The 20,124-nt window shown below is 50.9% G+C and carries 13 protein-coding genes and 1 tRNA gene; 11 read left to right on the top strand and 3 right to left on the bottom strand.

What is annotated here, in order from left to right; genetic code table 11:
- Window positions 1–142: 142 nt before the first annotated feature.
- The 8 genes from B3759_RS09450 (at window position 143) to B3759_RS09415 (ending at window position 13,197) form a co-directional block, all read left to right on the top strand.
- A complete protein-coding gene (locus B3759_RS09450; RefSeq protein ID WP_291365682.1) occupies window positions 143–433 on the top strand; it encodes a hypothetical protein in 291 nt (96 codons plus the stop codon).
- Between the two features lie 760 nt (window positions 434–1,193).
- Complete coding sequence (locus tag B3759_RS09445) at window positions 1,194–6,362, top strand: amino acid adenylation domain-containing protein (RefSeq protein WP_349679297.1); 5,169 nt, start codon at window positions 1,194–1,196, stop codon at window positions 6,360–6,362.
- On the top strand, window positions 6,359–7,138 hold the full coding sequence (locus B3759_RS09440; protein ID WP_291365680.1) for a thioesterase II family protein: 780 nt from the start codon (window positions 6,359–6,361) through the stop codon (window positions 7,136–7,138). The genes B3759_RS09445 and B3759_RS09440 overlap by 4 nt, the downstream gene beginning before the upstream one ends.
- 92 nt (window positions 7,139–7,230) lie before the next feature.
- Window positions 7,231–8,361, top strand: coding sequence for an HlyD family secretion protein (locus tag B3759_RS09435; protein WP_291365679.1), 1,131 nt, complete (start codon window positions 7,231–7,233; stop codon window positions 8,359–8,361).
- Window positions 8,358–9,938: a DHA2 family efflux MFS transporter permease subunit gene (locus B3759_RS09430; RefSeq protein ID WP_291365678.1), complete on the top strand. Its 1,581-nt coding sequence runs from the start codon at window positions 8,358–8,360 to the stop codon at window positions 9,936–9,938. Before B3759_RS09435 ends, B3759_RS09430 begins: the two co-directional genes overlap by 4 nt.
- Before the next feature lie 106 nt (window positions 9,939–10,044).
- Window positions 10,045–11,577 carry an efflux transporter outer membrane subunit gene (locus tag B3759_RS09425; RefSeq protein WP_291365677.1) on the top strand — a complete coding sequence of 511 codons (1,533 nt, stop codon included), beginning with the start codon at window positions 10,045–10,047 and terminating at the stop codon, window positions 11,575–11,577.
- 203 nt (window positions 11,578–11,780) lie between these two features.
- Window positions 11,781–12,425 (top strand): sterol desaturase family protein, encoded by a 645-nt coding sequence (locus tag B3759_RS09420; protein WP_291365676.1) that lies wholly within the window; start codon window positions 11,781–11,783, stop codon window positions 12,423–12,425.
- Between the two features lie 85 nt (window positions 12,426–12,510).
- Window positions 12,511–13,197 (top strand): 4'-phosphopantetheinyl transferase family protein, encoded by a 687-nt coding sequence (locus tag B3759_RS09415; RefSeq protein WP_291365675.1) that lies wholly within the window; start codon window positions 12,511–12,513, stop codon window positions 13,195–13,197.
- A gap of 152 nt (window positions 13,198–13,349) precedes the next feature.
- On the opposite strand, the gene B3759_RS09410 is transcribed toward B3759_RS09415, so the two are convergent.
- The 3 genes from B3759_RS09410 to B3759_RS09400 form a co-directional block, all read right to left on the bottom strand.
- Complete coding sequence (locus tag B3759_RS09410) at window positions 13,350–13,877, bottom strand: GNAT family N-acetyltransferase (RefSeq protein WP_291365674.1); 528 nt, start codon at window positions 13,875–13,877, stop codon at window positions 13,350–13,352.
- Between the two features lie 239 nt (window positions 13,878–14,116).
- The gene (gene ettA / locus B3759_RS09405; RefSeq protein ID WP_010666838.1) at window positions 14,117–15,796 is read right to left on the bottom strand and encodes an energy-dependent translational throttle protein EttA; all 1,680 of its coding nucleotides are present in this window, start codon (window positions 15,794–15,796) and stop codon (window positions 14,117–14,119) included.
- Window positions 15,797–15,893: 97 nt separating this feature from the next.
- Window positions 15,894–15,967 (bottom strand) — tRNA-Ile (locus tag B3759_RS09400).
- Between the two features lie 131 nt (window positions 15,968–16,098).
- Here B3759_RS09400 and ppa point away from each other — a divergent pair.
- The 3 genes from ppa (at window position 16,099) to B3759_RS09385 (ending at window position 19,749) form a co-directional block, all read left to right on the top strand.
- A complete protein-coding gene (ppa, locus tag B3759_RS09395) occupies window positions 16,099–16,623 on the top strand; it encodes an inorganic diphosphatase (protein WP_077811460.1) in 525 nt (174 codons plus the stop codon).
- Between the two features lie 238 nt (window positions 16,624–16,861).
- Window positions 16,862–18,760 carry an esterase/lipase family protein gene (locus tag B3759_RS09390; protein WP_291365673.1) on the top strand — a complete coding sequence of 633 codons (1,899 nt, stop codon included), beginning with the start codon at window positions 16,862–16,864 and terminating at the stop codon, window positions 18,758–18,760.
- Window positions 18,760–19,749: a DUF4105 domain-containing protein gene (locus tag B3759_RS09385; protein WP_291365672.1), complete on the top strand. Its 990-nt coding sequence runs from the start codon at window positions 18,760–18,762 to the stop codon at window positions 19,747–19,749. Before B3759_RS09390 ends, B3759_RS09385 begins: the two co-directional genes overlap by 1 nt.
- The last annotated feature ends 375 nt before the right edge of the window (window positions 19,750–20,124 follow it).

Genomic DNA, 20,124 nt, shown 5'->3' with positions numbered 1-20,124 from the left:
ATATCTATTTAAGTAAATATAGTTGACCATAAAGTAGGTTAATGCTAAATATATTTTCTGTAGAAGTAATGCATCTTTTCTACAATTCTTTCTGAATTAACTGTTGAGGCATTCTGTCATGAGAACACTAAGCGCTGAAGAAATGAACGAAATTTCTGGTGGCGGCCTTCTGGGTGGTCTGGGTAACGCGCTGATTTCTGTTGCTAACGGCATCAACACGCTGCAGGACCAGACAAACGTTTTCGGTGGGCTTCTTCATGATGTTGGCCTTGGCCCGGCTACAGGCGTTGTCGATAGCATCATTCAGGATGGTACGGACGCTATTTCTTCAGCTGGTTACCTGCTTGGTGGAACGGAATCCCGCGTGTCTCACCTGAGCAACACGGCGGCAACCGGCCAGTATGGCTTCAGCTTCCTGGGCTTCAGCCTCTAAAACCTCTGCCTGCTCAAATCAGAAAAGCAATGAGGGGAATTGTGGTCACCTGTTGGTGGTGTCAGAGTTTGTCGTGCTTTTTCTGAGATGACTAGTTCTGTTTTAAATGCGGTTGCGGTATTTTGATGCTGTAATCGCATTTTTTTGCCAATATTTTGATAGCGTATTTTTAGTGCAATTTGTGATTGTAGATGTATTCATTGAAAATAACCATGCAGTTACAGTAACTATCTACTTTATTTAAAGTTTTCTGTAAGAAATATTTTCAATAAACATACACAATAAATGGAATGCCCTGTATCGCTTATGCCTTTGGAGCCAAATAATTTCCTTTTGACACGCGATCGGGAAAATTTAGCTTTTTTACACAGAAAAATTGCGTATTTGGTGTTGGTTCTTCATAGTTAAGGTAGTTATGTTTCAAGATGACAATAAATATATAAAAAATTTACATATTTATAAATATACATCTTAGTCTATGTGAAATCAATAGGGGTTTTATGAAGGTATGAGTTGAAAAATAAGATTATCTTTTAATTATAATCCCTTATCGTTAAAACGATGCAAATAATTATTATCTTGGTTGCAAAAGCAACTACGATCGCATATCGCATTTTTTAGAGATTTATTTAATAATCACAAAAATAGGTGAAAAATATACATGATAAAAAATAACAAATAGAGAACATTATGCTTGGGCTGAGCGTAATGCCTTATCTTAATTCTTGCAGCATACTGGGCGTCGAAAAGGTCAATCAAAGTGGTAAAAAGTGCGGATTTCATTGATGTCTTGTCAAGAAGAGCTTCTGCTCAATCTGCCTCCATTGCTTTTTCAGAACTCAACACAATGTTGGATGTGCAGGCATCCCTGACCTATGCCGAACTGGATGCCCGAGCTCGCAAGGTTGCGGTATCCCTTCTGAAAAGGTCATCCCGTGGCGCCCGTTGCCTTTTGCTGTATCCTCCCTGTATTGATGCTGTCGTGGCCTTTTTTGGTTGCCTCTATGCTGGCATCCTTCCCGTCCCGGTTCTGCCTTATGCCTCCAGCAGGCATCTTGATCGTATAGTGCGCGTTGCTGAAAACGCTGGCGCCCTGATTGGATTGGCCACCGATACAGTCGTAGCTGTTCTTGGGCGTCATCTCTCTCTCTCCACTGGGGATACTCTTGAGTGGTTACAGCTTGCCGAGTTGCAGAATGAGGGAGATGCATCAGAATGGGATGGCTACCAGCGTAACCCTGAAAGTATTGCATTTCTTCAATATACATCCGGATCGACCGGCACTCCGCGTGGTGTATGCGTCTCGCATGCCAATCTGGTCTATAACGCACAGGCGATTGCAGCAGGTTTTCAGGTCGATGAGAGTGGAGTGCTTGTCTCATGGCTTCCCGCCCATCATGACATGGGCCTGATAGGATGCCTTCTCCAGCCGGTCTTCAGTGGTGTTTCAACTTATCTTCTGTCGCCTCTGCACTTTACAAGGCAGCCGCTTGACTGGCTTCGCGCAATCAGTCGCTACAAGGGCAATTACAGTGGCGCTTCCGATTTTGCTTACCGTATGTGCATCGAAGCCGCACAGAACGGATTACCTGATGATCTCGATCTGAGCAGTTGGAATACGGCTTTTTCGGGTGCTGAAGTTGTCAGGGCGCCTACACTGAAAAAATTCCATGAAACGTTCTCCCCTGTGGGGTTCAGGGCTTCTTCTGTGACCGCATGCTACGGCATGGCGGAAACAACATTGTGGGTTTCCGGCGCGCATAATTCCATGGCGCATATCCTTGATGTGGATCGCCAGACTCTTGCAGCAGGTGAAGTCGCTCATTCCTCGAGTTCGGTTGAAACTGTCGAGCTTGTCGGCTGTGGCGATATCTATAACGATGCTGATCTGCGCATTGTTGATCCAGACACTCTTGCTGAGTGCAAGCCATCCCAGATAGGGGAAATCTGGTATTCGGGCGAAAATGTCGCACAGGGATACTGGGAAAACCCTGAGGCAACAGCAGAAAAATTCAACTTTTCGCTTGAAGGTGTCGAGGGTAAAAAATATCTGCGTACAGGTGATATGGGCTTTGTCAGCAATGGACAGGTTTATATTACTGGCCGACTAAAAGATATTATTATCATTAACGGCAAGAACTACTATCCGGATGATATCGAAAATATCGTGATGGAAAGTCATCTGGCCATGAAGGGTGCGGCATGCGTGGCCTTCTCGGTCGATAATGATCATCGTAACGAGCGGCTGGTCATTATCGTTGAACCGCATAACTGGCACCTCAGTCAGCAGCAGCAGGAAGAAGCCACAACAGCTCTGCGTTCGATGATTTCACGTGATGCGGGCTTGCGTGTGGACGAAGTACTTTTTGTTCGCAGAGGACAGGTTCCCAGAACATCGAGCGGCAAATTGCAGCGACGTGCGGCATTGCAGCGCTATCAGGCTCAGGAGTTCAAGCAGATCAAGAACAGGGTCTGTCAGGATAAACCGGAAAAAGCCGGTGCTGGTGAAGAAAATAAACGTTCCCAGCCATCGCTTCGTGTTTTTGTGGAGGAAGCACTCCGTTTGTCTCCGGGTTCCCTGCGGACCGATATTCCCCTGACCTCCCTTGGGCTGGACTCTCTGACAGCCATGCGGATTTCTGGTGCGATCGAAAATCAGTTCAGGGTTGAAGTCCCGCTGGATATTCTGTTCGACGGCGCCAGTTTTGATGATCTACAGGAGCGTATTGCGTCTGCGGATGGCGTGTCTTCTCCCAGACCTGAGATCGCCAAAAACGACGTGCCTGTGGAAGGAGAATTCCCTCTCCGCCCCATTCAGCGTGCCTATGTTGTTGGGAGAGATGAAAACGTTTCGTTTGGTGGATTCTCTACATACGTTTATATTGAGATCGATGGGGAGTGGCATCCCAAACAGTTGGAAAACGCCTGGAACAAGCTCATTGCGCGGCACGCTTCCTTGCGAACTGTTGTGCTGTCTCAGGGCGTACAGAAAATTCTTGAGGCTCCCGGAAAATACACCATTCCGGTTGCCGATTTCTCTGGATTGTCTGAAGAAGAAAGGCAGGAGGCTCTTCTTGCCTGCACGCGTGATAATGAAAACCGGGTCTTGCCGCTTGGTGTGTGGCCTCTTTTCGACCTGAAAATCAGCAAAACAGGATATGGGAAAAACAGACTGCATTTTGGCATTGATATGCTTATTGCAGATCTTTCCACGATTATTATTCTTCTGTCTGAAATGAACCAGCTTCTTCAGGGAGAGGATCTACCGACGCTTCCGGAAACCGGTTTCCAGAGTTATGTCGCATACGAACAGGCAGCGCAGTCTGGCAAGACGCGAGAGAACGCCTTGCGTTATTGGCAGGACAGAATTGCCGACATCCCGCCGCCGCCTCTCTCCATCGCGTCGCTTCAGGGACAGCGGCCTCGCCTTGGTCGCAGAAAATACGTGCTGTCCGAAGATCTGTGGGCTGGCCTTGTCCAAAATGGAGAGCGTTTTGGTCTGACCAAGTCGACCGTCATGTGTGCGATCTATGCTGAAGTCCTTGGGCGCTGGAGCGGTAACGCTCATTTCCATCTGAGTCTGCCATTGAACGACAGACTGCCTGTCGATCTGAATATTGACAGGGTTGCTGGCGACTTTACCCGAATAGAAATTCTGGAGATCGACAACCGGAACGGTAAGAGTTTCGCCGACAGATCTTCGGACATTCAGAAGCGCCTACGTGCGGACCTCGCGCACCGTATGGTCGATGGTGTGGGTGTTCTGCAGCTTATGTCACGAGCGGCTCCAGAGACCACGGAATGCGGTCGTGTCGTGTTTACCAGCGGGATTGGTCTTCCGGGGCTGACGACCGATCCTGATCTGTGGATACTCGGCGAGGAAGTGGGTGGCATCAGTCAGACGCCACAGGTTGTGCTGGACAACCATGTGTTCGAGATGCACGGCGGTCTGGTTGTTAACTGGGACGCCATGGAAAATGCCTTCCCCGAAGGTTTCCTTGACAGCATGTTTGAGTCCTATGTTGCGCTGATCACTGATCTGGCAAGCAGCCCGGATGCCTGGTTCAAAACGTCGCCTCTTCTGCTGACGTGTGAGCAGAGACTGACCCGTGATCATGTGAATGCAACAGAAACAGTTCTGCCTCAGGGTAACCTTGATGATCTGTTCGGCAAGCAGGTCGCACTGACCCCGGATGCACCGGCTCTTTTGGGGCAGGGTAGTGATACGGCACTGAGTTATATCGAACTGCGAAAGCTGGCTGATGGAATTGCCCATGCGCTTGGACAGGCTCCTCTCAGTGGCTTGACCGGTGTCGCTATTGGAAAGAGCTTTTCAGGTCTGGCAGCCATTCTTGGCGTTCTTCAGTCAGGTTCCGGGTACATACCGATAGATCCGGAATTGCCGCTTCTGCGTCGGGAACAGATTCTGGCCAAGTCCGGGATCAGTCGCGTGGTGGTATCAGAAGAGAACGCGGACGATCCGGCGTGGTCCGGACTCGAAAAAATTATCGTCGATACCAACGGTGCTGTCGTTCGCACGATCCCGGCTTCCGGTATGGTTGATGAAAAGAAAAGCGGGTTTGAAGACCTCGCCTATGTCATCTTCACCTCCGGATCGACTGGTGAGCCAAAAGGTGTAGCGCTCAACCATCGTGGTCCATTGAATACAATTACGGACCTGATCCGTTGTTACGATATCAATGAGAACGACCGGTTTCTTGCTCTCTCAAATCTGAACTTTGACCTGTCTGTCTTTGATATTTTTGGCCCGCTTTCAAGTGGCGGAGCAGTCGTGCTTCCAACTGCGGAGCAACTTCGTAATCCGGGACAGATTCTGCAATTGATGACAGAAACCGGGGTGACCATATGGAACAGCGTTCCTGCCCTGATGGACACCCTGATCGATCATATCGAGAATGCCGAGGAACCGATCCCGGCCCTGAAACTGCGTCTTGTCATGCTCAGTGGTGACTGGATTCCTCCCACACTTCCGGCAAGAATATCGGCCATCTGGCCGGATGCCAGAGTTCTGAGTCTTGGTGGTGCGACGGAAGCTTCAATCTGGTCGATTTCACATCCAATTATGGGCAGTGAAGAAGGCTGGACAAGTGTGCCGTATGGCAAGCCGTTGGGGAATCAGACATTCGATATCTTCAATGACCGGCAGGAGAGTTGTCCAGACTGGGTTGAAGGCGAAATCTGTATCGGTGGTATGGGACTGGCGCAGGGATATCTGCATGATCCTGTCAGGACAGCAGAGCACTTTGTGACAGATCCTCGTTCCGGAAGACGTTTTTATCGGACGGGTGATCTGGGACGTTATCGTCCAAATGGCGTTATCGAATTCCTTGGGCGACGTGATGATCAGGTCAAAATCAACGGATACAGAATAGAACTCGGCGACATAGAAAAAGTCCTCGTGTCACATGAACAGGTGAGCAAGGCCATCGTTCTGCGTCATGGCGATCGTTATACGGGGCGTCTCGTTGCCTATATCGTTCTTTCAGACAGCAATGAATTCTCTCTGCATGAGTTGAAAGAGACGGCGCGTGATGCCTTGCCGCATTACATGGTTCCAGAACGCATTGTTGTTCTCGACGAGCTGCCATTGACCGCGAATGGCAAGATTGATCGTAAGGCTCTTAAAGCGAAGGAAATGTCGTTTGGAGAGACTTGTGCCGGAAGTGTCGGTAATGAAACGATCGAAAAACTGCGCAAGATCGTTTCCGACGTAATGGGGATTGGTGAGATTCCTTCTCATATCAGCGCATTTGATTTGGGTGCGACGTCCATGCATCTGATTCGTATTCGTCGACGGATAGAAAGCGAGTTTGGTTGCAAGATTGGTCTGGCCAATCTCTTCCAGAATCCCACGGTGGAATCCCTGTCAGAATATCTGCATGAAAATGTGGAAAAGGTTCAGGCATGACATCCGTACAGACACAGGTCACGCTGAAGCGGTTTTCTGGAAAAGGGCCTGCCGATCTTAAGCTGATATGCTTTCCATATGCGGGGGGAAGCGCCGGTATTTTCCGGAGTTGGGCAGGATTTTTTCCTGAATCGGTCTCTGTTTACGGAGTGAACCTGCCTGGACGTGATGAAAATATCGGATCAGAATGTCTTGATAATCTTCTCGAAATAGCAAGAGGTGTTTCTGATTGTCTGGAAAATGAATGCGCTGGACCCTCAGTGTTCTTTGGGCACAGCATGGGTGCACTGGTTGCCTGGGCCACAGCGCGTGAATTGCGGAAAAGGGAACTACCTCTTCCATTGCAGCTCTTTCTTTCCGGTATGAACGCTCCATCTGTTCCACGAGATGTGTTCTCCCATCTGGATGATGATGCCTTCATTCAAAAATTGCTGGATATGAGCGAGGGTAGTCCGGCAATCTTTGACAAGATCAGTATGATTCGGGAAGAACCGGAACTGATCGAGCTGATGCTGCCGGTTGTCAGGGCTGATGTCCGTTCCGTAGATAGTTACAGCTATACACATGAGACACCCCTTGCCTGCCCGATTTTTTCTTTTTACGGAAACATGGACAGGCAGACAGCACCAGAGGCGATAGCTGCCTGGAAAGATGAAACTGAAGATTCTTTTGGGATGCATGAATTTGATGGAAGTCATTTCTTTCTGCATGACCGGGAACCGGAAGTTCTTGATAAAATAAAGGCTGTTCTCTCTGAAAGAGATATCAAGATATAAAGGCTTGTTCTGTTTTTCTTGCGCCTTGACACCTTTGCTTCCCTTCCTAGCGATGGGTTGAGGCAGGCCAGGAACAGTGTGAAAGAGACGGTATGGCGCAGGATGATCACATACAGGAGGATAGGGTTTCGGATAATCTGGAGGAGCCTGTTGCCAGCAGCGGGACGGAGGATGTTCCTCGGAAGAAAGGCCGGAGACGCAATGTCGTAGCGTTCGTTCTTTTGATTGTTCTAGTTATAGTTCTCTGCTGTTATTATTTTTATAAGACACGCAATGACGTAAAGACCGAAGATGCCTATACGGCGGGCCGGAAGCATGCGATCGCATCACAGGTCAGCGGATATGTGACGCAGTTGCTTGTTGACGATAATCAGTTTGTTTATCGCGGCGATCTTCTGCTTTCGATTGATCACAGCGACTATGTGGTCGCTTTTAACAAAGCCCGGGCTGCTGTTCTTAAGGCAGAGGCCAATATCAGGGCATTCCGTATGATTGCGGAGATTTCGCATAAGACCTTTCCCGGAAGGCTCCGAGCTGCAGAAGGAAGTCTGCAGATTGCGGAAGCCCAGCTTATGCGCGCCAAGGCTGATTATCACCGCCAGCTTACAGTGATGCGGGAAGGCACATCCCAGCAGGATATTGATCATGCCAGAGCAGCTCTGGAAGAAGCCCAGGCCAAGGTTGCTTCTGCACAGGGCGATGTGACGCAGGCGGAGCCGGTCGAATCAAATCTGCAAAATGCTGCGGCTCATGTGTCACAGGAAGAAGCTGCTTTGGTTGAAGCGAAGGCTGATCTTGAGCAGGCTGAAATCAATCTGACCCGCACCCACATCCGTGCGCCGTGTGATGGTTGGGTCTCCCAGCGCAATGTGGAACTGGGGAATTTCGTGAAGCCTGGACAGCAGATGATGTCTATTGTCCCTGCCGATGTCTGGATCGTTGCGAACTACAAGGAAACCCAGATACAGGGGATGAAGCCGGGTCAGAAGGTGGACATTTCCATCAATGCTTTTCCCCAGCTTCGTCTGCACGGGCATGTTGATTCCATTCAGTTGGGATCGGGGGAGTCCTTCAGTACTTTCCCGCCTGAAAATGCTACCGGAAATTTTGTGAAAATCGTGCAGAGAATTCCGGTAAAAATTCGTATTGATAGTGGTCTTCTGGCGAATAGCCCACCGCTGCCTCTGGGCCTCTCCGTCGAACCGGTGGTCCATATAGAATGAACGCAAATGAGACTTCGCCACAGGATGTCTGGAAGCCGAAGCACAATCCTTGGCTAGTTGCCATCGTTGTGACATTGGCTGCGTTCATGGAAATCCTTGATACGACAGTCGTCAATGTGGCGATGCCTCATATCGCAGGGGCTCTGGGCAGTTCCTATGACGACGCAACATGGGCGTTGACTTCCTACCTTGTCGCCAATGGTATTGTTCTGACTATTTCAGGCTGGCTTTCGCGTGTTTTCGGACGCAAACGCTATTTTCTGATCTGTATCGGCATGTTCACCGTCGCCTCGCTCCTGTGCGGACTTGCGACATCCCTGTCCTCGCTTGTTATATTTCGTATTCTTCAGGGTTTCTTTGGGGGAGGACTCCAGCCCAGTCAGCAGTCGATTATTCTTGATACGTTTCCGCCGGAGAAACGCGGGGCAGCCTTCAGTCTGACAGCCGTAGCGACAGTGGTGGCTCCTGTGACCGGCCCTCTGATTGGGGGCTATCTTACCGACGAGTTTTCCTGGCGCTGGATCTTTTTTGTCAATGTACCCTTTGGGATTCTGACAATTCTTGCTGTCATGATTCTGGTCGAGGATCCACCATGGGAAAAAGCCAGAAAGGAACGGATTGATGTGGTCGGGATCGGATTGATCTCGCTCGGTCTGGGCTGTCTCGAAGTCATGGCCGATCGTGGCGAGGATGAAGACTGGTTCAGCTCATCCTTTATCGTTCTGATGGCTTTAACGGGTGTTTTCTGCATTCTGGGCGCGATCGTATGGCTATGTCGCGTGAAAGATCCTCTGGTAAGACTGTCAGTCCTGAAAGATCGGAATTTTGCGATTGGCACAATTCTGATTTCTGTCATGGGCGGCATACTTTACGCATCTGCGATCATCATACCGCAGTTTTCACAGCAGATGCTTGGATATACCGCCACGATTTCCGGTTTTGTTCTGGCTCCCGGTGGAATAGCCGTTGTCTGCCTGATTCCTTTTGTGAACTGGCTTATGAAGAAAATCCATGTGCGCTATGTAATTGCATGCGGATTTTTTCTTCTGGCAATGGCGATGTTTCAGGCAACATCTCTTTATGCAGAACTCGATTTGAGGCATCTTATCTTTTACCGTGTCTGTCAGACTGCGACGATGGCTTTTCTGTTTGTGCCGATTTCCACCGTTGCCTATTCAACATTGCCTCGTGAACTCAATGCTGATGCTTCGGCGTTGTTCAGTATGGCGCGCAATTATATTGGTTCTCTCGCAATTTCACTGGGAACGGCGACTATTATTGAAACACGGCAGAGACATCAGGTCTATATTGCAGATAATATGACTGTCGGCCGAGCCGAATATTCAGCATATCTCGACCGGGTTCAGGATATTGCAGAAGCTTATGGGTTTTCGAGCGATATGGCGGAGACTTATAGCCGACATCGGTTGTTCGGCGAGTTTACGCGACAGGTAGCGTTGCTGGCTTACAATGACGTGTTTTTTCTTATCGGCATTCTATCTCTTGCGACCATTCCGTTCTGCTTCTTCCTCCCCACCAGCAGAAAATCTATGCAACTGGGCACAAAAGCAAAATGATTGTGTGGACTTCTTTTCTATCGTTGATTCTGTCCACAGCAGAAAGACCAAAGAGGTCTTTGCATGTGATGTCCGCGTGGAAATATTTGGACGCAGGAGACTTCAGATGCGCGTAACCTCGTTAATCCGTGTTGCGTTTTCATCCTGCGTTCTTCTGGCATTGCCGGGGTGTTTGCATGTTGGCCCAAAATATCATGCGCCGAAACCGTGGTCTCCCGCACATTTCGAGAATCTGCATTCTGGAAATGCATTTAGCATGACCGAAGAGACGAAAATCTCTGTGCAATGGTGGAAGACTTTCAATGATCCGGAACTCACGTCTCTTGAAGAACGTGTGGCCACTAAAAATCTGTCATTTCTTCTGGCTCTGGCAAACCTGTCTGAAAGTCGGGCGCAGCTTATGCTTGCGGGAGCTGAGCGCTTCCCTGCCCTGAGCGCCACAGGCTCCTACAGACGGGCACAGCGCAGTGAAAAACTGATGCAGGAAACGCTACATCGTATCGGTGGTGGTATCGTCCATGGAACACACGGTCAGATGGGTGAATTGGCCAGTGGATTTATTGAAGAGGCTGGAAATACAGCGACAGTTCCATTGCTCAATCAATGGAGCTCCAGTGTAGACGCCACATATGAAATTGATCTCTGGGGACGCGTTGCGCATCAATATCAGGCCGCAAAGGCGGGATTGCAGGCAACGGAGGAAGAACGCCATGCAGTTCTGATTGCTGAAGAGGCTGACATGGCGCGCGGTTATCTGACTCTTCGTGGTGATCAGCGGCGGTTGCTTGTCATGAAGGAGGGGGTGAAAGTTATTCAGAAGATCTCTGATATAGCTCAAGGACGGTACAAGGGAGGGCTCGTATCAGCGGTGGATTATGAGTCCGCTCAGGCACGTCTGAACGATACTCAGGCCCAGATTGCGGAAATGAATATCAAGATAGCGCAGGAAGAGAACGCTCTTGCCCTTCTGCTGGGAGAAATGCCGGGAAGTCTCAATGAAGAACTGGAAAAAAATGTAATTACGCCAGTTGTTCCTCCCGTTGTTCCCGTAGGTCTGCCGTCCGAGCTGGCTCACAGGCGTCCAGATATCAGGGAAGCAGAAGCGAAATTAAGGTTTGCTGTTGAAGAGACAGGTGAGGCGGTTGCGGATTTCTATCCAAGAGTAACCATCAATGCTGACTTTGGATTCCAGACACTTTCTTTCCGGGACCTGGGCTTTTGGAATGCAAAAGCGTGGAACGTCGGCCCGTCAATTTCCCTGCCTATTTTTCAGGGCGGAAGACTGAGTGGTCAGCTTGCATTGAAAAAAGGAGCGCAGAAGGCTGCGGCTATTTCATACAAGCAAACGGTTCTACAGGCATGGCATGATGTCGATAATGCTCTGACGGCGTATCACGACGAACAGACACGCATGCAAAAATTACATGATGAAATCGCCAATGATAATCATGCCCTCAAGCTTGCGGAAAGTCAGTATCGAAGCGGCTTGACCAATTACCTCACTGTGTTGAGCACTGAGGATCAGCTTTTAACCGCTGAACTTGCATTGGCTGAGAATGAGGCGACTGTCGCGACGAGTCTTGCGCGACTTTACAATGCTCTTGGTGGTGGATGGGAAAATGAAGCCCAAGCCGAATAAGGCATTATAAATATATCTTTATAAATATGCGTTATTTTGTTGAGAATACAATAATAACTCTTGCGTTAATTTAAGAAATTTTGTCTGATGTGCGTGTCTGACTGTAGACTATACTTTGATCAGACAGAGCGTTAAGGAAGCCACTGTAAAGCATCCTTGTTCATTCAAGCGGATCTTCCTGTGGGCTGAGTATGAGGAATAAAATGGCACACAGCGTACAACCCTTTCGGGCATCGTATAGAAGTAAAATATCAAAATATTATAATGTATATCTTCATGGTGCCTTTGTCTTCTTCGTTGGTGTATGTGCCATAATATTTTTCGCTTCAAAAATACATAATTTTAAATTGGTTGATAGTCTGGCTTTTGTTTTTGGTATTCTGTTCTTTAATGTCTGTGAGTATTATATTCATAAAAGCTTTGGGCATAGGAAAAATCCGGTCGCTCTGCTTTTTTATAAAAGACATACGGGCGACCATCATAGTTTTTTCTCTGATGACGAGATGTATTTTGATCAGGCTCAGGATTGGCGCGTTATTCTGTTTCCGCCCTGGCTTGTTGTTCTCATAGCTATACTGCTGTTTGGAATCTGGTCTGGTGTCTCCATCCTGAATCAAAATATGGCCTCTTTGTTTTCCATGGCAGTAATGGGAAGTTTCTTGTGCTATGAGATCTTTCATGTCTGTGCCCATGTTCCGCCTGGATACTGGTTTACAGAGCTTCCCTGGATCAGAATGGTACGTCGTCTGCATACCATCCACCATAGACGCCATCTTATGGCTGATCGTAATTTCAATATTCTATTCCCAATGATGGACAGAATTTTGAAAACAATTGTTCAAAAATAACAGTATTTAACAACAAAGTTTCTGTGGTTTTTGTCTTTTATCCATGCCTCGAAAGAGGCATGGATTTGAATGAAGAACGATACTATTGCTTCGAGTAAATATAAAAACGAACAAATTAATTTTTTCGTTTACAAGAGAAATTGAAATATTTCATGTAAATTATGAAGAAAATAATGATCAGTTTTTTAAATCTCTTGATTTTATGGACGAAAGTGAGTCTGAGAGAATCAGGTCTCTGGTCTATTATAAAGATAAGCGGTCATTCGCCATAACAAGATATGCGTTGAAAAAAATTCTTGCTGATAAAAGCAGTCTGAATTTGGAATCCATCTCTATTCAATCATTGAAAAGGCAGAAGCCTTCTGCCGGTGATGGTTGCGGAATAGATTTCAATGTCAGTCATTCGGATACAGCTAGTGTTATTTGTGTATCCAAAAACTACGATGTTGGTATAGATCTGGAACCTGTTTCCTCAGCTATGTTCTGCTCAGAATTGTCGGATTCTATTTTCACTTTGAAAGAAAAAGAGATTTTTCATTCTCTTTTGTCAGAAGAAAAGAAGAAGTTTTTTTTGAAGTGCTGGACCGCAAAAGAGGCTTATTGCAAACTTCTTGGATGTGGAATTACCGAAAATTTTAAAAATCTTGAGGTAACGTTGGATCAAGACTCAATGATAAAGAAGGTCGATCAATCAGAAATTCATTTCTTCTGGTCTGATGCGGTTAAAAATCATTGTATGTGTGTTGCTTTCAGACGCAAGCATGAGGAATAAAAGCATGTAATAATTGCCGCATTTCTGGAAAGTGTCACAGTGAAGTTTTTCTTTTAGTCTACAAAAATTTTAGAAACTAAAATGAGACTTTTATTTCTGTGGCATGGAAAACGGCTGTCGACCGTTCCCCCGCAAATATCCTGACCCATAGTCTATAGGGCGGGTGTTTCCTTCTCTGCCCCCTTGTGCGCCACGCTTTCGAATACCAGCATGTTGTGTCCGCCGCGCATGAAATGCTCACACACTCTCATGCCGATGCCTCCCAATACCTTGCGAGAGGCGATATTGCTGTCACGGGCGACAGCCATGACGCGAGAAAAACCTGCGGCATGAGCATGACGAAGCGCCGCCGCTGCCGCTTCCCGTGCAAGGCCCCGTCCGGCTGCCCAAGGGTAGATCGCAAACCTGAGCGCAACACCGCGTCCATCGGGTCGTTCATGCACGCCCGTAATGCCGATCAGTCGTCCGTTCTCGCGAATGGCGAACATGCCGGTGCCGTATTTTGCCCAGAAGGTGATGTCGGACACCATTTCCGCCTCCGCCTGCTGACGATTGCGCACACCGCCGAGCATCATGGCGAACGCGCCCCCATCCGCCTTGAGGCGTGCAATATCCTCCATGTCGCGCCAGGAAACGGGCGTCAGTGTGAGGCGGGCGGTGCGGAGGATATGCAAGCTCATGGATGATCTATCAGAAACATCCTGAAGTGAATTTGTAAAATGGAAGCCGACAGAATGTCTGGTGTCTGTTTTCGAAAACAGGCCCTTTAAAGCTTTTTGAAAAAAGCTTCACTAAAAACTTCCTGGTGTTTTGCAGGAACTTTTCCTGTTCTCACCGAGAAACAGGCCGGGATCAAAGGGACTGTGTCCCTTTGTGGAGCACGGGGCAAAGCCCCGCAAACTCCCCTCCCGAAACCGGCTTATCGCGCCAGCGGACGATACTTGATCCGGCTCGGCTCGACCGCAGCATCGCCCAGACGACGCTTCTTGTCTTCCTCATACGCCTGGAAGTTACCTTCGAACCACTCGACATGGCTATCACCCTCAAAGGCGAGGATATGCGTAGCGAGACGGTCGAGGAACCAGCGATCATGGGAGATAATCACGGCACAGCCCGGATACTCGGCCAGCGCGTCTTCCAGCGCGCGGAGTGTATCGACATCGAGATCGTTGGTCGGCTCATCGAGCAGGATGACATTGCTTTCCTTGCGAAGCATCTTCGCAAGGTGAACGCGGTTACGCTCACCACCGGATAGCACGCCAACCTTCTTCTGCTGGTCAGCGCCCTTGAAGTTGAATGCGCCGACGTAGGCACGTGACGGAACCGCACGCTTGCCAAGATAGATCACGTCCGTGCCGCCCGAGATTTCTTCCCAGACGGTCTTGTTATCGTCGAGACTGTCGCGGGACTGGTCGACGTAACCGAGTTCAACCGTGTCACCGATGGTCAGCTTGCCGCTGTCCGGCTGCTCCTGCCCGGTAATCATCTTGAACAGCGTGGACTTACCCGCGCCGTTCGGTCCGATCACACCGACAATGCCACCCGGCGGCAGCTTGAAGTTCAGCTTGTCGATCAGCAGATGGTCGCCAAAGCCCTTCGTCAGGTCTTCCGCCTCGATCACCACATTGCCCAGACGCGGACCCGGGGTGATGACGATTTCCGCTGTGCCAGCGGCCTTCTCGTTGCTCTTGGCCAGCAGTTCTTCGTATTTGGTGATACGGGCCTTGCTCTTCGCCTGACGGGCCTTCGGGCTGGAGGCAATCCACTCCTGCTCGGCGGCAAGGGCGCGCTGACGGCCACTCTCTTCCTTCTCTTCCTGAGCCAGACGCTTGCGCTTCTGTTCCAGCCACGAAGAATAGTTGCCCTCGAACGGATAGCCGCGTCCGCGCTCGATCTCGAGAATCCAGTTGGTCACGTTGTCGAGGAAGTAACGGTCATGGGTGATGACCATGACGGTGCCTTCGTAGTCACGCAGGGTCTTTTCGAGCCATGCCACGCTCTCGGCGTCGAGATGGTTGGTCGGTTCGTCAAGCAGCAGCAGGTCAGGCTTTTCCAGCAGCAGGCGGCACAGCGCAACGCGGCGGCGCTCACCACCGGAGAGCTTGTCGACGGGGCTGTCAGCAGGCGGGCAGCGCAGTGCGTCGAGCGCGATTTCCAGCTTGCGGTCGAGTTCCCAGCCGTCGCCAGCATCGATCTTCTCCTGAAGATCGGCCTGCTCGGCGAGGAGCGCGGTCATCTCGTCCTCGTCCATCGGCTCGGCGAACTTGGCGGAGATCTCGTTGAAGCGGTCAACCGCCTTCTTCAGGTCACCGAAACCCTGTGCGGCGTTTTCACCAACCGTCAGGTTCGGGTCGAGCTTCGGCTCCTGTTCGAGATAGCCGACCTTCACGCCTTCAGCGGCCCAGGCCTCGCCACCATATTCCTTGTCGATCCCGGCCATGATTTTGAGCAGGGTCGATTTACCGGCGCCGTTGACACCGAGAACACCGATCTTGGCGCCGGGCATGAAGGACAGGGTGATACCCTTGAAAACTTCACGACCGCCCGGATAGGACTTGGTCAGGTCCTTCATCACATAGACATATTGATATGGCGCCATGAGACGAAACTCCGTGACAGTAATGGAAGGACCGGCCCTGAGATGGCCAGAAGTGGCGAACATCGGGCGGGCTTTGGACCCGGCCGATTGAGACGCCTGCGCCCGGCAGGACTTGAACCCGCAACCAAGCCGTTATGAGCGGCCCGCTCTAACCAATTGAGCTACGGGCGCGCAGGCGGCTCATCAATTCGCGCAATCCAACCCATTTTGCAAGCGTCCAGTGCAAGGAAATATGTCTGTCTTGGCAAGAAAGCGGCACAGGGCTACGCTCCGCCCGCAATTTATCCATATGGAGCAGGACGATGGACGTCTCGAAACTTTCCCCCGGCAAGGACGTGCCGAACGACATCAACGTCGTGATCGAGATCCCGCAGGGGTCTTCCGTCAAATATGAGATCGACAAGGAAAGCGGTGCGCTGTTCGTCGATCGTTTCCTGTTCACGCCGATGGCCTACCCGGCTGCCTATGGCTTCATCCCGAACACGCTGGCCGCTGACGGTGACCCGGCTGACGCCATGGTCCTCACCCCGCGCAACGTCGTTCCGGGCTGCGTGATCCGCGCCCGTCCGATCGGCGTGCTGCTGATGGAAGACGAAGCCGGTCAGGACGAGAAGATCCTGTGCGTGCCGCACGACAAGATCCACCCGCAGTTCTCCAAGGTCGAGAAGATCGAGGATCTGCCCGAGATCCTGATTCAGGAAATCGAGCACTTCTTCACGCGCTACAAGGATCTGGAGAAGGGCAAGTGGGTGAAGGTCACGGGCTGGGGTGACAAGGCCCGCGCCGGTGAGATCATCAAGGCGTCCCTTGAGGCTGCAAAGAAGTAATTCTTCTGAGCATTCGATGACGGCAACACCCTGCTTTCGGTTTGAAAGCAGGGTGTTTTTTTTGGGGGTGACCGATCGCGGTGACAGGTTCAGAACACCAGAAGTGCCCTGCTGTATGTAGCCAGAGTGCGTGTGGTCAGGGTAACGACAGGCTGTGCACAGAAGGGCCAGCGGGTCTGGTTGAATGCGGGAGGCAGGAAGTTTGAGGCGGAAAGGTGTGTGGCGGACAGTTGCCGGGATGTCCGTTCTGTTAGTGCTTTCCGGCTGCTCGCCGGTTTCGGTTCACCGCCTCAGTCTGCTCGATGCCTATAGGGCACGCACCCGCAGCGCACTGGAAACCGATCAGTTCAGTGCTTCGACCCACACGGTTCTGCAACGGCAGAACCTGCTTTCAGTCTGGAAAACACAGCCCGAAAAAGCACTTGCCTCTCTGAGGATGGCCACACAGGAGGGGTTCTATTCCGAGGATGTGTCGTCCCAGATGTTTGCTCTGGCGGAGTTGAACTACCTGCTGGCGCGTCGTCACCATGACCCGGCCCTGTTCATGATGGCTGCCCTGTATGCCTATGCCTATCTGTCGCCGGATGCGCCGGAGGCGGAACGTCCCAGCCCGTATGACGAGCATTTCCGTCAGGCTTGTGATCTCTACATGCTGGCCCTGACGGAGGCGCTAGGCTCCCCGGCTCGAGTGGGCTCGCAGGTCTGGACGCTGCCCGTCGGCCGACTGGAATTGCAGGCCAACCCGGATGATCTGAACTGGCATGGCCACACCCTGACAGATTTCCGTCCGACAGCCCGCTTTGCGGTCAATGGACTGAACAACATCTATTCTGAACCCGGACTGGGCGAGCCGCTCGCCGCCATTCCACAGATGAACGCGGGGGAGACGCACTCCTTCCAGATTTCAGACAAGATGCGCGTGCCGGTCAGTCTTTTCATGGAGATTGACCATTCAAGGGAGCAGGTTCTGTCCGACCATATGGTAGGTCGCGTGGTGCTGACCGCCAGTGATAACGCCACGGAACGCCGTGAGGACAGCCATCAGGTTCCGTTACAATACGATCCCACCACCGCCCGCGCCGTCAGCCTGAGTGAATCCGTCGACTGGTCCGCTGAATATACCGGCTTTCTCAATGGTCGTTATTTCGACAACCACAAGAGACTTCAGCTTGCCGCAATCGAACCCCACAGAAAGGGGCGCATGCCGGTTGTGCTGGTTTACGGCACGGCGTCCAGCGCAGGACGTTGGGCCAACATGATCAATGATCTGCTGGCGGACCCTGAAATCCGCAAGCATTTCGAATTCTGGGTTTTCTCCTATGGCACGGGAAATCCTATTCCGTATTCCGCTGTCCAGCTCAGGGAATCCTTGCAGGAAGCGATCCACAATCTGGGAGGAGTGCAGGCGGACCCGGCGCTTGGTCATATCACCCTGATTGGCCACAGTCAGGGCGGTCTCCTCTCCAAGATGCTGGTCATCAATGCTGAAAACCGCCTCTGGAACGGTCTTATTTCCGTGCCCCTTGATCAGTTGAATCTGACGACGAGAACCAGAGACCTGTTGAGAGAAGCCCTGTTTCCATCGGCAATGCCGGAGGTGAAGAATGTGGTGTTCATCTCGACCCCGCAGCACGGCAGTTATCTGGCGACGCTTTCCGTGTCACGCTTTCTGGGAAGAATGATAACATTCCCCTTTACTGTCACGCATGTTCTCAATCAGCTTGTGCAGGCTGATGACGCATTGCGGCTGGATATGAGCCCGTGGCGGGTCGCCAGTGTTTACGGCATGTCGCCACAGAGCAGTTTCATTCAGTCCCTGTCAGCTATTGAAGTGTCGCCTGATGTCGAGGCGCATTCCATTATTCCGGTAACAGGAAACGGCCCTTCCCCGACCGCCACCGACGGTGTCGTGGATTATGAAAGCGCGCATGTTCCCTATGTGAATTCCGAACTCGTTGTGAAACATTCGGAACATTCCACCCAGTCGAACCCGGTGACGATTGCGGAAGTGCGACGCATCCTGTTTCAGCAGATTCTGGAAACCTCCAGTGATCAGCCGCCTTCCGGCGATATGGCGAAAAAGAATATCATGCGGATCGGTGGCGAATATGTGCCGACCGGGAGAAGCTGGAAATAATGCTCGGGAAAGTCGGACGATGGTGCCTGTATCTGGCCTGCGGCGTGATGTTGCTGTTTGGCATGGCGGCGTTCTGGTATTCGACCATTCTGCCTGACTGGCTGCGTGTCGGTCTTGCCTTGCTTTTTCCTGTCCTTTTCGTCGTGTGCCTGCGATGGAAAGGAAAAATCCGTCTGGCTGGCTGTGCCGTTCTCCTGACCAGTTTCTGGGGCTGGTACCTGACCGACCCGCCCCGTAATGATCGCATCTGGGCGGGTGAATACGCCATTCCGGCTGATACGCGGATTGACGGGCATATTGTACATGTCAGTCATGTCCGGAATTTTACTTACAAAACCGAGAGCGATTACAAACCGTCTTACTATGATGCTGATTATGACCTCGACAAATTGTCAGGGGTGGATCTTGTCACGTCCTACTGGGCGGGTGACGCCATCGCCCATGTTTTCCTGTCATTTGGCTTCAGTGACGGAAAGCATCTCGCGATCTCGATCGAAACCAGAAGACAGAAACGCTTTTCCTATTCGACGATTGCCGGTTTCTTTCATCATTACGAACTGTTTTACGTGACGGCCGATGAGCGTGATCTGATCGGCGTCAGGACCGATATCCGCAAGGAGCGTGTCTATCTCTATCCGTTGCAACTGGCTCCACAGACGGAACGGCGTCTGTTTCTCAGTTATCTCACCGAGATTCATACTCTGAAGACGCACCCCCAGTGGTACAACACACTGACGGATAATTGCACGACCGGCATCCTGCAACGCGCTGATGCACGCTGGCGCTATCGTCTGGACTGGCGTGTGCTGCTCAGCGGCTATACTGCTTCTCTGGCGTATGATCTCGGGTTTCTGGATCACAGATATGATTTTCCGACCCTGAAAAGGATGAGCCGCATCCACAGACCGGAGGGTGCCCGTCCAGACGATGATTATTCTCAGGAAATCCGGGAGAACAGGCCGCTGCGCGAAAGCGTGGATGCTCCGTGATGCGGGTCATCTCCGCTGTCGACGGGACAGTGGAGCGCATCATTTTCGGCCAGTATTCGCTCCCATGATGAAACGCAGTTGTCTCTGAAACGGCAACTGTTCCGGGGCTCTGATCCCTGATACTCCCGACGCAAAGTTTTTTTACTATGCGCCTCCTGTTTTTTCAGTCAGAGGAAACGGGCAAATTTTCAAAACATCCCGGCTTCTGCGGGGATGTGCTCTGGAGTGTCTTATGGGTGATTTTCAGCCCACTTACCGGAAGCTCGGCCTGCTTGATGGCTGGCGTGTTCTGGTCGCGTTGCTCTGCCTGCTCATTGGCGCAGGTCTTGCCGCGGGTGGTTTCAATCTCGTCATGCTTGGCGGCTCGCTTTACTA

It is taken from the genome of Acetobacter sp. UBA5411, from assembly GCF_002409645.1.
Lineage (GTDB): Bacteria > Pseudomonadota > Alphaproteobacteria > Acetobacterales > Acetobacteraceae > Acetobacter.
Note: the sequence above shows the minus strand (reverse complement) of the source record. Positions and strands in the feature narration are given on the sequence as shown.